General features: G+C 60.3%; 14 protein-coding genes. 4 read left to right on the top strand and 10 right to left on the bottom strand.

Translation table 11 applies throughout. The features are described 5' to 3' along the window. Window positions 1-30: 30 nt before the first annotated feature. Genes pilQ through FAY22_RS20835 form a run of 5 tightly spaced genes read right to left on the bottom strand, consistent with a single transcriptional unit; the run spans window position 31 to window position 5109 of the window. A complete protein-coding gene (pilQ, locus tag FAY22_RS20855; protein WP_146333568.1) occupies window positions 31-2184 on the bottom strand; it encodes a type IV pilus secretin PilQ in 2154 nt (717 codons plus the stop codon). After that, window positions 2184-2729: a pilus assembly protein PilP gene (locus FAY22_RS20850; RefSeq protein WP_146332714.1), complete on the bottom strand. Its 546-nt coding sequence runs from the start codon at window positions 2727-2729 to the stop codon at window positions 2184-2186. The genes pilQ and FAY22_RS20850 overlap by 1 nt, the downstream gene beginning before the upstream one ends. Further along, window positions 2726-3388, bottom strand: a complete 663-nt coding sequence (locus FAY22_RS20845; protein WP_146332712.1) for a type 4a pilus biogenesis protein PilO — start codon at window positions 3386-3388, stop codon at window positions 2726-2728. Before FAY22_RS20845 ends, FAY22_RS20850 begins: the two co-directional genes overlap by 4 nt. Before the next feature lie 15 nt (window positions 3389-3403). Continuing rightward, on the bottom strand, window positions 3404-4030 hold the full coding sequence (locus FAY22_RS20840; protein WP_146332710.1) for a PilN domain-containing protein: 627 nt from the start codon (window positions 4028-4030) through the stop codon (window positions 3404-3406). Further along, a complete protein-coding gene (locus tag FAY22_RS20835; protein ID WP_146332708.1) occupies window positions 4030-5109 on the bottom strand; it encodes a pilus assembly protein PilM in 1080 nt (359 codons plus the stop codon). The genes FAY22_RS20840 and FAY22_RS20835 overlap by 1 nt, the downstream gene beginning before the upstream one ends. A 312-nt stretch (window positions 5110-5421) precedes the next feature. Between FAY22_RS20835 and FAY22_RS20830 the strand changes: the two genes are divergently transcribed. After that, window positions 5422-7764 (top strand): penicillin-binding protein 1A, encoded by a 2343-nt coding sequence (locus FAY22_RS20830; RefSeq protein ID WP_146332706.1) that lies wholly within the window; start codon window positions 5422-5424, stop codon window positions 7762-7764. 51 nt (window positions 7765-7815) lie between these two features. On the opposite strand, the gene cyaY is transcribed toward FAY22_RS20830, so the two are convergent. Continuing rightward, window positions 7816-8151, bottom strand: coding sequence for an iron donor protein CyaY (cyaY, locus tag FAY22_RS20825; RefSeq protein ID WP_146332704.1), 336 nt, complete (start codon window positions 8149-8151; stop codon window positions 7816-7818). 31 nt (window positions 8152-8182) lie between these two features. On the opposite strand from cyaY, the gene FAY22_RS22700 reads away from it, so the two are divergent. The 3 genes from FAY22_RS22700 to FAY22_RS20810 are packed head-to-tail and all read left to right on the top strand — an operon-like array spanning window position 8183 to window position 10420. Further along, the gene (locus tag FAY22_RS22700) at window positions 8183-8365 is read left to right on the top strand and encodes a lipoprotein (RefSeq protein ID WP_371417320.1); all 183 of its coding nucleotides are present in this window, start codon (window positions 8183-8185) and stop codon (window positions 8363-8365) included. A gap of 13 nt (window positions 8366-8378) precedes the next feature. Next, window positions 8379-9668, top strand: a complete 1290-nt coding sequence (gene lysA / locus FAY22_RS20815) for a diaminopimelate decarboxylase (RefSeq protein ID WP_146332702.1) — start codon at window positions 8379-8381, stop codon at window positions 9666-9668. 8 nt (window positions 9669-9676) lie between these two features. Next, a complete protein-coding gene (locus tag FAY22_RS20810; protein WP_146332700.1) occupies window positions 9677-10420 on the top strand; it encodes a transporter in 744 nt (247 codons plus the stop codon). Here the strand turns inward: FAY22_RS20810 and FAY22_RS20805 are convergent. From FAY22_RS20805 to FAY22_RS20790, 4 genes are all read right to left on the bottom strand, one after another. After that, window positions 10387-11028, bottom strand: coding sequence for a sulfite oxidase heme-binding subunit YedZ (locus tag FAY22_RS20805; protein ID WP_146332698.1), 642 nt, complete (start codon window positions 11026-11028; stop codon window positions 10387-10389). The two genes, FAY22_RS20810 and FAY22_RS20805, sit on opposite strands and share 34 nt — an antisense overlap. Before the next feature lie 18 nt (window positions 11029-11046). Beyond that, window positions 11047-12027: a protein-methionine-sulfoxide reductase catalytic subunit MsrP gene (gene msrP / locus FAY22_RS20800; RefSeq protein WP_146332696.1), complete on the bottom strand. Its 981-nt coding sequence runs from the start codon at window positions 12025-12027 to the stop codon at window positions 11047-11049. 70 nt (window positions 12028-12097) lie between these two features. Continuing rightward, window positions 12098-12847, bottom strand: a complete 750-nt coding sequence (locus FAY22_RS20795) for an anti-sigma factor (protein ID WP_146332694.1) — start codon at window positions 12845-12847, stop codon at window positions 12098-12100. A 2-nt stretch (window positions 12848-12849) separates the two neighbouring features. After that, a complete protein-coding gene (locus FAY22_RS20790; protein WP_146332692.1) occupies window positions 12850-13359 on the bottom strand; it encodes an RNA polymerase sigma factor in 510 nt (169 codons plus the stop codon). Between the last annotated feature and the right edge of the window lie 16 nt (window positions 13360-13375).

Below are 13375 nucleotides of genomic sequence, written 5' to 3'. Positions count from 1 at the left end.
AGAAGAATTTAAGTATCTGCCAAAAATAGCTTATTTCACTGCAATCTTATCGGCGAGGACACGCGGCGTCAGGAATATCAGCAACTCGGTCTTGTCATTCGTCGCTGCCGTATTCTTAAACAAGTTCCCAACGACCGGTAGATCGCCAAACAAGGGCACCTTGTTCACCGTATTGCGTTCCGTCTGCTGGAAGATACCCCCGATCACGACAGTACCACCATTATCGATTAAGACTTGTGTCTTGACATGTTTGGTGTCGATTGCAAAGCCAGCCCGGGTTTCCGTCCCCACGCTATCCTTGCTCACATCGACATCAAGAATCACATTGCCGTCCGGCGTAATTTGCGGCGTCACTTCCAGCTTCAGATTCGCCTTGCGGAACGCAATACTTGTAGCGCCGCTGCTTGTTGCCTGCTGATACGGCAATTCCGTTCCCTGCTCGATCAATGCCTTCAGTTGATCCGCCGTAATAACACGCGGGCTGGAAATAATTTTCCCCTTCCCGTCAGCCTCCAGTGCGGACAGTTCCAGGTTAATAAATTTGGACGCAGCCGCATTAAACAAGGTCAGTGCAAAAGTGCCGGGAGTATTTCCGTTGATAGCACTTGCCGGCAGGTTTACCGCATTTCCATTCACTGTTTGCAAAGCGGCCGAGTTAAGACCAACGGCATCGGGAGCACTGCCCCCTGCAGTCTTGGTCGTTCCCGTTTGCTGCCCGCTGGCTTCCAGAATGGCATTGTTGGGCGTGCCCCGATACCCAAACGCCAGCTTCGCCCCCAGGTTTTTACTGAATGTGTCGGTCGCTTCCACGATACGCGCCTCGATCAACACTTGCCGGCTTGCGATATCGGTTTTTTGCACCAACTTGCGTATTTCTTCCAGCTTCGAGGCGACATCCGTCACAAAAAGCTGGTTCGTACGCGGATCGATGACGGCGCTGCCCCGTTTCGACAAGATGCTTTTCTTGGCGTCGCCGCCGCTATCCAAGCCAAAGACTTGCTTGAACGATTCCGCCTTTTGATAATTCAGCTGGAATATCTCCGTTTTCAACGGTTCCAGTTCCGCAATCTGCGCCTTCTGCTCCAGTTCCAGCTTTTCCTTCGTCAGCAGCTCGTCCTTGGGCGCAATCCACAGCACTGAGCCATTCTTGCGCATGTCCAGGCCCTTGGCCTGCATCACGATGTCCAGCGCCTGATCCCAAGGCACATCCTTCAGGCGCAGCGTCAGGTTGCCGCTCACGGAATCGCTGGTGATGATGTTCAATCCGGTAAAGTCGGCGATCACTTGCAGCACTGCGCGGACTTCAACATTCTGAAAGTTGAGCGAGAGACGCTCGCCACGGTAACCCTGCGTGCCTTGCGTGAGCTTGTTCGGATCTTCCTTGATCGGCCTGACGTCGATGATCAGCTGCGATTCGCTCTGATAAGCGCTGTGCTCCCACAAGCCTTTAGGCTCGATCACCATGTGCACGTTCTCTCCCTGCGGCGTGGTGGTGATCGTCTGCACCGGGGTACCGAAATCACGCACATCGAGCCGGCGGCGCAGCACTTCCGGCAGGCGGGTTTTCTGGAAGTCGGCAACGATGGTCTGCCCCTGCTGTCGCACGTCCACGGCGACCTGGCTGTTGGGCAGGTCCACCACGATGCGTCCTTCTCCATTGACGCCGCGGCGGAAATCGATATCGCGCAGAACCTGCTTGCCTGCCGGCGCGGCCGCCATGGGGGATGGCAAGCCGGCAGCGTTGACCGGCGTGGCGGTGCCGCCTGAACCGTCGATCGTCACCACGACCATGTTGCCGTCGACGGCGGTGGCGTAGTTCAGCGGGCGCATCAGGTTGAATACGAGGCGCGAGCGCTCACCGGCCTGCACCACGTTCACGTTGCGCACATCTCCCAGGCCGATTTCCTGCACCGATTTTCCGGTCGCATTCGCGGTGCCGGCGAAGTCGAGCGCAATGCGCGCCGGGCTGGTGATGGAAAAGCCGATCGGCGGTTTGGCCACGGGGTTTTTCAGCGCCACCTTGACGATGACATTCGCCCCCTGCTGATTCGCAGAGATGGATTCGATCGCATTTTCCTGCGCATATGCCAGTCCGCACAGCGCCGCGGCAGCTACGAAAACGAATCGCCGCACGAAATTGCGCGTCGTTGCGGCCAGGTGGTCATGGTGTTTTGTCGTCGCCATCATTTTTTATTCTCCTGCAGCTCTAACTTCGCTTGACGCTCGACCCACTCGCCGGACGCATCGCGCACGATTTCCTTCAATTCGACTTCGGTTTCCGTAATCCGGGTGATCATGCCGAAGTTCTCGCCGACGTAATTGCCGACCTTGGCCTGAAATACTGCTTTGTCGATCTGCAGCAAGGCGTAGTTCAGCCCCGGCTTTTGCAAGGTCCCGACCATCTTGATGCTGTCGAGCGGGTAGCTCTCCAGCGGTTCCTTGCGGCGCTCGAGGTCGGGTTTCAATCCGCTGTTCGAGCCGGACTGCAACTTGGCGAGGGCGACCGAAAGCTTGGCGGGACTGTACGGGTCCGGCTGGTCCTTGCCGCCATAGACAAACGGAGTGAACTTCTTCGGCTCCGGAATTTTTTGTATGGTGACAGGCGTTTTCCGGCGAACTTCCTCCATCCATTGCCGCAACTCCTGCACGCCGCTGTCGCCGCAGCCGGACAGCGCCGAGAACACGGAAGCGGCGGCAAGCGCCTTGCCGAGGGTGCGCGCATTCATCATTTCTTCGCTCCCTTCGCTTTATTCTTTTCGGCCGCCTTGCGTTGCTCCGCCACTTCTTCCAAGTCGAGGTAGCGGAAGGTCTTGGCTACCGCATCCAACGTGAGCGAACCATCCTTGTTGGCGATCAGGTTCATTTTGTTGAGCGTCACGATACGCGGCAAGTTAGCGATATCGCTGGTAAAGGCGCCAATGTCGTGATAGCCGCCGCTGATCTTGATGTCGATCGGGAGTTCGGCGTAATAGTCCTTCACCACGACCTGGCCCGGCTTGAACAATTCGAATTGAAGCCCGCGTCCAAGGCCGGCCTGGTTGATATCGGAAAGCAGCGCATCCATTTCCGCCTTGCTGGGCAATTGCTTTTCCAGCGTCGACACGTATTCGCTCACCTGCTCCTTCTGTTTTCGCAGCGCATTGAGATTGATCGCCTGCGTGATCTTCTGCTTGTACGCTTCGCGCAGCCTGACTTCTTCTTGTTCGCCGTTGTTCAATTCCTCCTGCTGGCCGTTCAGATAGGCGAACCAGCCGAGAATCACCACCACGATCAAGGTTACAAGGCCGCACATCAGTCTCGGAATCAGCGGCCACTGGCCGGGATGGCGTCCATCCAGGCCACGGAACTGCGCTGCGATCGAGTCTCCGATTTTTTTCAGATCTGCCATGATGTGTCTTTCCTGTCAGGACCGTTTTACAGCGCCGGCTGCCGGCGCACCACCCGTGCCGGGCGAGGCCGCCTGGTCCTTGTCGCGCGGACGCTTGATGCCGACATTGACAGTGAAGTCAAAGATCTTCTTTGCATCCTTGCCTTGTCCCAGTAGCGTCGACCGGATCTCGATCAGGTCAGGGCGCTCCAGCCAGGGCGAGTTGTTGCTCATGTTGCGCAACAGTTCCGACACCCGCTCGTTGGATTGCGCGTATCCGCTGACGACGATGCGCTGGTTGTCTTGCTTGAGCGAGCGCAGGTAGATTCCTTCGGGGACCTGCTTGACCAGCTCGTCCATCAGGTAGACCGGCTGGTTGCGGTCGCTCTGCAAATCCTCCACCGCTTGCTGGCGCGCCTTGAGCGAGTCGATTTCCTGCTTGAGCGTGCGGATTTCCTGGATCTGCGCATCCAGTTTTGCGTTCTCGGCCTTGATGAAGGCGTTGCGCTCGTTCTGACCGGCGATCTTCGCGGCGATGATGCCGCCCAGGGCGATCACGATGGCAAATCCGGCGAATGCAGAGATGACCAGCATCCGTATGAAAGCAGCCTTGCGCTGCTTGCGTCTTTCCTCGCGATGAGGCAGGAGGTTAATTCGGATCATCAGTCGAACCTCCGCATGGCCAGGCCGCACGCAACAAGATAAGCCGGCGCTTCCGCCCGCAACTGTTTTTCACGCACGCCGGAAGCCAGCTGCATTCCCTTGAACGGGCTTACGACCGAGGCAGAAATTTTCGTGCGCTCGGCCACCATCTCGACCAAACCCGGGATGACGGCGCAGCCGCCGGCCAGAAACAGGTGGTCAATACGCGTATAGGGTGTCGAAGTGAAGAAGAACTGGATCGCGCGCGTGACTTCCAGCGCCGCATTTTCCAGGAAGGGATCAAGCAGCTCGCGCTCGTAACCTTCGGGTAGTTCCCCCACCTTTTTCTTTGTCTCGGCCTCGTCAAAGGCCATGCCGTAGGAGCGCACGATATCCTGGGTAAGCTGGTTGCCGCCGAAAGGCTGTTCGCGCTCGTACAGCGTCTGTCCGTCCTGCAGCATCGAGACATGCGTCATTTGCGCGCCGATCTGGAACAAGGCCATGATCTGTCCCTGCCCACCGTTTGGCAATTGCGCGACGATCCGGTCGAGCGCCGTGCGCGCGGCGAATGATTCGATATCCATGACCAAGGGCTTGATTCCCGCACCTTCGGCGGCGGCAACTCGATCCTCGACCTTTTCCTTGCGGGTGGCGGCGATGAGCACGTCAATATCATCCGGGGCATTCTGCGCCGGGCCGATGACATCGAAGTCGAGGCTGACTTCGTCAAGTGCAAACGGAATATATTGGCTGGCTTCGCTTTCGACCTGGACCTCCAACTGGTCTTCCGTCAATCCACCGGGCAGCACGATCTTCTTGGTGATCACCGATGCCGGCGGCATACCCAGGGCCGCGTGCCTGACGCGCGTGCCACTCTTTTTCCAGACGCGGCGCACCGCCTCCGACACCTGCTCGATATTCTCGATATTGCCGTCCACGACGGCGCCACGCGGCAAAGGCTCGCTCGCAAAGCGTTCCAAGCGGTACTCGTGCTTCCCCACCTCCGACAGCTCGACCAGCTTGACACCGGAGGTGCTGATATCCAGGCCGATGAGTGGTGGATTCTTCTTGCCGAGTAACAGTCCGATATCTATGGTCAAGGGTTGCTCCCCGAAAATGTGGTTTATTGCGTGAACGCACCACTTATTTAGATGTCGAATCTACGAATAAAATAGTTGCAACGCAAAAATTCCGTTTAAAAACCAGTATTTAGGCGACATATATCCAACGTTACATTAAATCCTAGCAATAAGGCTTGAAGAGTGTAAAGTAATTTCCGCCCAGTAATTTGTAACTTCGTTGCCAAAAATCCACGCGGTCCGGAAATAACAATTGCTATTTGATCAATATCAACACCGTGTTGCCGACCGTTATAATTCCCTGCTCCATTTCTCTCCACTCACGTTTTCCGCATGACCTCTCAACACTCCGCAGGCGACACTTCCCAGGAAGCGCCCAAGCGCTCGCTCCCTCTGCCGGCCCGCATCGCGCTCGGCGTGATCGCAGGGATCGTCGGCTTGGCCGTCGCCGGCGCCTTGATTATTGCCTTCATGCTGGCGATGGCTTACCCCAACCTGCCGCCGCTGGACGCGCTGACCGATTACCGCCCCAAGATTCCGCTGCGGATCTATTCGGCCGATAACGTGCTGATCGGCGAATTCGGCGAAGAGCGCCGCAACCTGGTGCGCATCAAGGATGTGCCGGACGTGATGAAGAAGGCGGTGCTGGCGATCGAGGACGACCGCTTTTATGAACACGGCGGTGTGGATTACATTGGCATCGCGCGCGCGGCGTTCCACAACCTGACCGGCGGCGCCAAGCAGGGCGCGTCGACGATTACGCAGCAGGTTGCCCGCAACTTCTTCCTGTCGAGCGAACAGACCCTGAAACGCAAGCTGTATGAAGCCTTGCTCGCCTGGAAAATCGAACAGAGCCTGTCGAAAGACCAGATCCTTGAAATTTATATGAACCAGATTTATCTGGGCCAGCGCGCCTACGGCTTCGCATCGGCGGCCCAGATTTATTTCGGCAAGAACCTGCACGACATTACCGCCGCAGAAGCCGCGATGCTGGCCGGCCTGCCGAAGGCGCCATCAGCCTACAATCCAGTGGCCAACCCGAAGCGTGCGCGCGCCCGCCAGCAATACATCCTGCAGCGCATGGCCCAGCTTGGCTATATCACGCCGGCGGAATACGAACAGGCGAAAGGCCAGGCCCTGAAGGTCAAGACCAACACCAACGAATTCGGCGTACATGCCGAGTACATCGCGGAAATGACACGCCAGCTGGTGTACGACCAGTTCAAGGAAGACACGTATACCCGCGGCCTGAACGTCTACACCACGATCCTCAAGGCCGACCAGGAAGCAGCCTACCAAGCCCTGCGCCGGGGCGTAATGGATTATGAAAAGCGCCACGGCTACCGCGGCCCGGAAAGCTACATGGAAATCCCGGAAGCGAAGGACGAAGCGGAAGATGCCATCGAAGTCGAACTGGCCGAGCACCCGGACAGCGACGACATCGTCGCGGCCGTCGTGCTGGAAGCGTCGCCCAAGAGCATCAAGGCGGTATTGTCGTCCGGCGAAGAAATCACGATCACCGGTCCGGGGCTGACGTTCGCCGCCCACCTGCTGTCCGACAAGGCGCCGCCGAACAAGAAGGTCAAGCGCGGCGCGATCATCCGCGTGACGAAGGACAACGATGCCTGGTCGGTCACCCAGATGCCGGAAGTCGCATCGGCCTTCGTTTCCGCCAATACCGAGGATGGCGCGATCCGCGCGCTGGTGGGCGGCTTCGACTTCAACCGCAACAAGTTCAACCACGTGACGCAGGCATGGCGGCAGCCGGGCTCGTCGTTCAAGCCATTCATCTATTCGGCATCGCTGGAGAAAGGCTTGTCGCCGGCCACCATCATCGCCGACTCACCGATCAGCTTCGACGCCGGGCAGACCGGCGGACAGGCCTGGGAGCCGAAGAACTACGACGGCAAGTACGAAGGCCCGATGACCATGCGCCGCGGTCTGACCAAGTCCAAAAACATGATTTCGATCCGCATCCTGCACAAGATCGGCGCCAGGTACGGGCAGGAATACACGACCCGCTTCGGCTTCGACGCGGACAAGAATCCGCCCTACCTGACGCTGGCGCTGGGCGCGGGCGCAGTGACGCCGCTGCAGATGGCCGGCGCCTACGCGGTGTTTGCCAACGGCGGCTACAAGGTCAGCCCCTATATCATTTCCAAGGTCACCGACGCCAGCGGCAAGGTGCTGTCGCAGGTCGAACCGGACAAGGCCGGCGTCGACGCCAACCGCGTGATCGACGAGCGCAACGCCTTCCTGATGGACAGCATGCTGAAGGACGTGGTCAAGTTTGGCACTGCCACCCGCGCACTGGTACTGAACCGTCCGGATATCGCCGGCAAGACCGGCACCACCAATGATTCGTTCGACGCCTGGTTCTGCGGTTACACCCCGAAGGTCGTCGGCGTGGCCTGGATCGGCTTCGACCAGCCGAAGAACCTCGGCAATCGCGAAACCGGCGGCGGCCTGGCGCTGCCGATCTGGATCGGCTACATGCAAAAGGCGCTGAAGGATATACCGGTGGAGGAACGTCCGGTGCCGGAAGGCGTGGTGCAAATCAACGGCGATTATTACTACGCCGAGAATCCTCCGGGCACCGGCGTGCGCTCGCTCGGCGAGCACGCGCCGACGGAAGAAGAAAAAGCCAAGGACGAAGTGAAAAACGAGTTGTTCTGACGCAGGCTTGCACCGGCTCGGCCGAAGCCGCGGCGACGCGCTTCGGCCGTTTTATTTGTCGGACAGGACGACAGGAATACCGCCCTGCTCGCTCACCATCGACGACAGCGCCGCGTACAGTTCCGAGCCGTCGCGCGTGTTAAGCCATTGCCCCGCTTCGCGCCGGTAGTGAAAGCCGCCCGATTTGGCCGCGACCCACATTTCCTGCATCGGCGCCTGGCTGTTGACGATGATTTTCGAGCCGTTGTCGACAAACTCAATTTCCAGCACATTGCCGCTGCGGCTGCATTCCACGTCGAGCTCGCCTTCGTCCGATACGCGCTCCAGGGCGCTTTCGATCGTGCTCAGGGTCTGTTCCGCCAATGCCAGGAATTCCGATTCAGTCATGCTACACTCCAATGCGTTTTGTCCTTAAACCGTGATTCTAATCGTGAAGTCTTGCTTTCACCTGATCCGCCTTGGCGCCGCTGCCCTGCTCTTCGCAGTGGGCGGATGCGGCCAGAAAGGACCGCTTTATCTGCCTGCCAAGCCGCAGCCGGTTGCCGCTCCCGCCGCGCAGCCCGCGCCGGCTCCGGTCGGCAGTACGCCCGAATCCAAATAATCCGTTTTCACCCATGTCGCATTTTTCCTATCGCAATGGCGAGCTGTACGCCGAAAACACGCCGCTGACCCAGATCGCCAAGCAGTTCGGCAGCCCGACCTATGTCTACTCGAAGGCGGCGCTGGTCGAGAATTTTTCCGCCTACGCCAATGCATGCAAGGAGAACCGGCGCGACGACAGCACGGCGCTGGTTTGCTATTCGGTCAAGTCGAATTCCAACCTGGCAGTGCTGAACCTGTTAAGTCGCATGGGCTCCGGCTTCGATATCGTATCGGGCGGCGAATTGCTGCGCGTGATCGCCGCTGGTGGCGATGCGCGCAAGGTGATTTTTTCCGGCGTGGGCAAGACGCATGACGAAATGCGCCTGGCGCTGTCGCACGACATCCTGTGCTTCAACATCGAGTCGACCGCCGAACTGCTGCGCTTAAACGAAGTCGCCGGCGAAATGGGCAAGCAGGCGCCGGTCTCGTTGCGCGTGAACCCGAACGTCGATGCCAAGACGCATCCGTACATTTCCACCGGATTGAAGGAAAACAAGTTCGGCATCGCGTACGACGAGGCGCTGGCGACTTACCGCACCGCAGCGGCCCTGCCGCACATCCGCGTGGTCGGCATCGACTGCCATATCGGTTCACAACTGCTGGACGACGCGCCGCTGCTGGAGGCGCTGGAGCGCGTGATCGAGCTGGTCGACCGCCTCGCGGCCGAAGGCATCGCCATCCACCACCTCGATATCGGCGGCGGCATCGGCATTTCCTACGACAATGAAAAGCCGGTAGCCATCGGCGACTATCTCGGGCGGCTGTTTGCGAAGATCGACAAGTGGCGCCTGCTCAACCATAAGGGTGCGCCGATCCAGGTGATGTTCGAACCGGGCCGCTCGATCGTCGGCAACGCCGGCCTCCTGCTGACCGAGGTCGAGTATCTCAAACATGGCGCGGCGAAGAATTTCGCGATCGTCAATGCCGCCATGAACGACCTGATGCGCCCGGCCATGTACGAAGCGTGGCACGGCGTGCAGCCGGTCGTGCAGCGCGCCCAGCAGGCCAAGGCCAAGACCTACGACATCGTCGGCCCGGTGTGCGAATCCGGCGACTGGCTGGCGCGCGATCGTACGCTGGCGATCGAGCAGGGCGACCTGTTGGCCATCATGTCGGCCGGCGCCTATGGCATGACGATGTCGTCCAACTATAATTCGCGCGGACGCGCCGCCGAAGTAATGGTCGACGGCGACAAGGCGCACCTGATCCGCCAGCGGGAAATGCCGAGCGAGCTGTTCCGGCTTGAGTCGCTGCTGCCGTAACTGCTGCCATGCTGCGGGGCTGCCTGCTTGCTGCGCTGCTGTGCGGCCTCGCGCCTCTTGCCAATGCAACCCATCCGCTGGTCACGGACGACCCGAACACGCAAGGCAGCGCCCATCACCAAATCGAAGCCAATACCGACTGGGCCAGGCAGGATGCGGCCCATACCCACGTCGGCACACTCACCTATTCCTATGGCGCATCGGATACGCTGGACGTGTACGTCAACGTCCCGCTGACCTTCACCGCGCCGTCGGGCCTCAACGATCTGTCGCTGGGGGCGAAATGGCGCTTTCTGGAAAGCGACGCATTCAGCGCAGCCCTCAAGCCGGAATTGCTCCTGCCGACTGGCGATGAAACAAAGGCGCTGGGATATGGCCGTCCGGGCGCCAAGCTGACGGCCATCGTTGACTACGAGGCTCGACCTTGGCGGCTGCTTGGCAACGTCGGGGTAACCGTCAATCGCTACAAGCTGCCTGCCGATCGCGAGACGATGCGCAATGTGATCTGGCAAGCATCGGCGTCGGCCTGGTATGCCTTGAGCGAACATTGGAAAATGCTGAGCGATGTCGGCATTGCGCGCGCCATCGACAAGGCCAGCAATGCATTACCCGGCTTTGTGCTGGCCGGGCTGATGTATTCGCCGACGCCCAACCTGGACCTTGACGCCGGCATGCGCGTCGACCTGCGCTGCCGCACATGCTCGGCGCTGTCCAATCGTCAGGTCGGCGTCGGGCTGGCCGCGCGTTTTTGAACGTGCGCCCGGGTCAGATTCCAATACGTCCGCGCCAGCAGAAGAATTGCCACGATGGTCCCGAACAGGATCGGTTGCGCGAAATCGTGCTTGCCTGCCTTCATCCACCAGAAATGCAGGATGCCGAGCGGCGCGATCACGTAGATCGCGCGATGCAGCCATTGCCAGCGCCGGCCGCCCAGGCGCCGCACCATGCCGTTGGTGCTGGTGACGGCCAGCGGGATCAACAGCAGGAAGGCGGAAAATCCCACGGTGATGAACGGCCGCTTGATGACATCCCGCGTCATTTCATCGATTTCGAAGAAATGGTCGAACCACAGGAAGGTCGTGAAATGCAGGCACGCATAGAAGAAGGCGAATAGCCCGAGCATGCGGCGCAGCTTGATCAGCCAGTTCCATTTCGACAGGCGCCGCAACGGCGTCACCAGCAAGCTAAAGCACAGGAAATACAGCGTCCAGTCGCCGGTGCTGCGGGTGATGAACTCGATCGGATTGGCGCCAAGCCGGTCCGTCACCGCAAACAGGAACAGGCGCGCCGCCGGCAACAAGGCGGCGCAAAACAAAGCTGCCTTGATCGCGGCGATCTGTTTCGGCGTCGGGTTAAGCATGACCGTCATCTCCGGCATTCAATAGAATTTCTTCAAGTCCATGCCGGCATAGAGCGACGCCACATCGCTGTAGCCATTGAACATGAGCGTCTTGCGCTTCCTCGTGAAGAAGCCGTCTTCACCGATGCGGCGCTCGCTCGCCTGCGACCAGCGCGGATGGTCGACTTCCGGATTGACGTTGGCATAAAACCCGTATTCGCGCGGCGCGGAAATGTTCCAGGCGGTGCGCGGCTGATCCCGCGTGAAGCGGATCCTGACGATCGACTTGGCCGACTTGAAGCCGTACTTCCACGGCACCACCACGCGCACCGGCGCGCCGTTCTGGTTGGGCAGCACCTCGCCGTACATGCCCAGGGCGAGCAGCGCGAGCGGGTGGCTCGCTTCATCGAGCCGCAGCCCTTCCACATACGGCCACTCCAGTACCGGGCTGCTGACGCCGGGCATCTGCTTCTTGTCCGCCAGCGACGTGAACTCGATGTATTTGGCATTTCCCGTCGGCTCGGCGCGCCGGATCAGGTGGGACAGCGAATAACCGACCCACGGGATCACCATCGACCAGCCCTCGACGCAGCGCAGGCGGTAGACGCGCTCTTCCAGCGGCGCTAGCTTCTTGAGCGCGTCGAGGTCGAGCGTGAACGGCTTCTTGACCTCACCTTCGATTGCGACAACCCACGGGCTGGTTTTCAGCGTACCGGCATACTGGGCCGGGTCGGACTTGTCGGTGCCGAATTCGTAGAAATTGTTATAGGTGGTTGCGTCCTTGTACTCGGTCGGCTTGTCCATCACGCGGTAGGCCGGATTGGGTGCGGCCGCGAGTTTTTTGCCTTCGGCCGGCTGTGCGAACGCCTCGCGCATGAGCATGTCGGCAATGGTGCCACCGGCAAGCGCGCCGGCCGTCAGCTGCCGGATGAAGCTTCGACGCGACTCGAACACGGCGCGCGGCGTGATTTCGGAGGCAAAGGGAATGTCGATCCCGTTCGGATTGCGTTTAATTAACATGGTGATTTCCGGAGTGGCGGTGCGATAGCCCTTGGTCTATGCAAGCCGTAATAACCTTACACCGATTTGCTCAGCGGCGAAGCTGCGCATCGATGGCATGCGCCACCGCCAGCATGCGTTGCTTGCCGATATTTCCTGACAAGGCATAGCCGTAGTCGCGGTCGATCCAGTAGAACACGCTGTTGCCATCCCGCTCCAGCAGCTTGAAGCCGGTTTCCGGCTGTGAGCGCGGCGCGTGCTTGACCGTCAGCGTCAGGCGTTCACCGCTGGCGGCCTCGTACATCAGTTGCGCCAGCGGCGCGTTCTCGTCACCCGGCAACAGCCGTCCGCCGAGCAGCGAAAAGCCTTGCTGCTGCAAGTCGGGAGCCCGAATCGGCGCATCCAGGCGCTTGGACAGCCACGCCACCAGGTGCGCCTCCTGTGCGCCGGGCACCTCGACCGGATGCCGCTTTTCCGCCACATACAGCACGTGGGCTGCCAGCGCCTTTTGCGCGAACACGGTCGGCCCGACGGGCGCGGACATCCAGGCGCGCGCAAACCAGCCCGCCGCCAGGCCGCACGCGAGCCAGACCAATCCCGCCGCCATCGCGCGCGGACGGTGCCAAGGCCGCAGCGCATGCGTCAGGCGCAGCGGCACCGGTTCATTGAGCACGCCGTCATAGTGCCTGTGCAGCGCCAGATTCTGCAAGCGCAATGCGTGCACGGTGCTTGCCGCTTCGGAATGGGCTGCCACGTAGGCTTCCACCTCGGCGCGGCGCGCGGCGTCCAGCTGCCCATCGACGTAGGCATGCAGATCGATTTCGCCGATGGGAGAACTCATGTTTACTTGATCCGGGTAAGGTGGGGAGCGGTCTCGGCCGCCGACGTAGGCTGATCGGACAGCAGCTTGCGCAACAATGTGCGGGCGCGTGTCAGGCGCGACATGACCGTGCCGAGCGGAATATCGAGCACCTCGGCCGCTTCCTGGTAACTCATTTGCTCCAGCCCGATCAGGATGATCACTGCGCGATGCTCGGGACTGAGGCTGTCGAGCGCGCGCCGCATGTCGAGCTGCAGCGCGGGATCATCCGGCGCCGCCGCTTCCGCCGCCTCCTCGTCCACTGCTGATACCCGCGTGCGCCGCTTGGCCTCGTTGAGATACAACCGGTGCAGCATCGTGAACAGCCAGGCGGTGAGATTGCTGTTGATCCGGAACAGCCAGCGCCGCTGCAGCGCGCGCTCCAGCGTGTCCTGCACCAGGTCGTCGGCCCAGGACACGTCGTGCGTCAACGCGCGCGCATAGCGCCGCAGCCGTGGAATCTGCAGTGCCAGCGCGTCGGCGAAGTCGGACATCGTGCGGCGTAGCGGA

The organism is Noviherbaspirillum sp. UKPF54 (assembly GCF_007874125.1).
GTDB lineage: Bacteria > Pseudomonadota > Gammaproteobacteria > Burkholderiales > Burkholderiaceae_D > Noviherbaspirillum.
Note: the sequence above shows the minus strand (reverse complement) of the source record. Positions and strands in the feature narration are given on the sequence as shown.

Bases quoted from the DNA above. Each gene is read 5' to 3' on its own strand.
- lysA (WP_146332702.1), top strand. From the start codon at position 8,379: ATGTCGCATTTTTCCTATCGCAATGGCGAGCTGTACGCCGAAAACACG.
- pilQ (WP_146333568.1), bottom strand. From the start codon at position 2,184: ATGGCGACGACAAAACACCATGACCACCTGGCCGCAACGACGCGCAAT.
- FAY22_RS20795 (WP_146332694.1), bottom strand. From the start codon at position 12,847: ATGAGTTCTCCCATCGGCGAAATCGATCTGCATGCCTACGTCGATGGG.
- FAY22_RS20810 (WP_146332700.1), top strand. From the start codon at position 9,677: ATGCTGCGGGGCTGCCTGCTTGCTGCGCTGCTGTGCGGCCTCGCGCCT.
- FAY22_RS20805 (WP_146332698.1), bottom strand. From the start codon at position 11,028: ATGCTTAACCCGACGCCGAAACAGATCGCCGCGATCAAGGCAGCTTTG.
- cyaY (WP_146332704.1), bottom strand. From the start codon at position 8,151: ATGACTGAATCGGAATTCCTGGCATTGGCGGAACAGACCCTGAGCACG.
- FAY22_RS20840 (WP_146332710.1), bottom strand. From the start codon at position 4,030: ATGATCCGAATTAACCTCCTGCCTCATCGCGAGGAAAGACGCAAGCAG.
- FAY22_RS20790 (WP_146332692.1), bottom strand. From the start codon at position 13,359: ATGTCCGACTTCGCCGACGCGCTGGCACTGCAGATTCCACGGCTGCGG.
- FAY22_RS20830 (WP_146332706.1), top strand. From the start codon at position 5,422: ATGACCTCTCAACACTCCGCAGGCGACACTTCCCAGGAAGCGCCCAAG.
- FAY22_RS20845 (WP_146332712.1), bottom strand. From the start codon at position 3,388: ATGGCAGATCTGAAAAAAATCGGAGACTCGATCGCAGCGCAGTTCCGT.
- msrP (WP_146332696.1), bottom strand. From the start codon at position 12,027: ATGTTAATTAAACGCAATCCGAACGGGATCGACATTCCCTTTGCCTCC.
- FAY22_RS20850 (WP_146332714.1), bottom strand. From the start codon at position 2,729: ATGATGAATGCGCGCACCCTCGGCAAGGCGCTTGCCGCCGCTTCCGTG.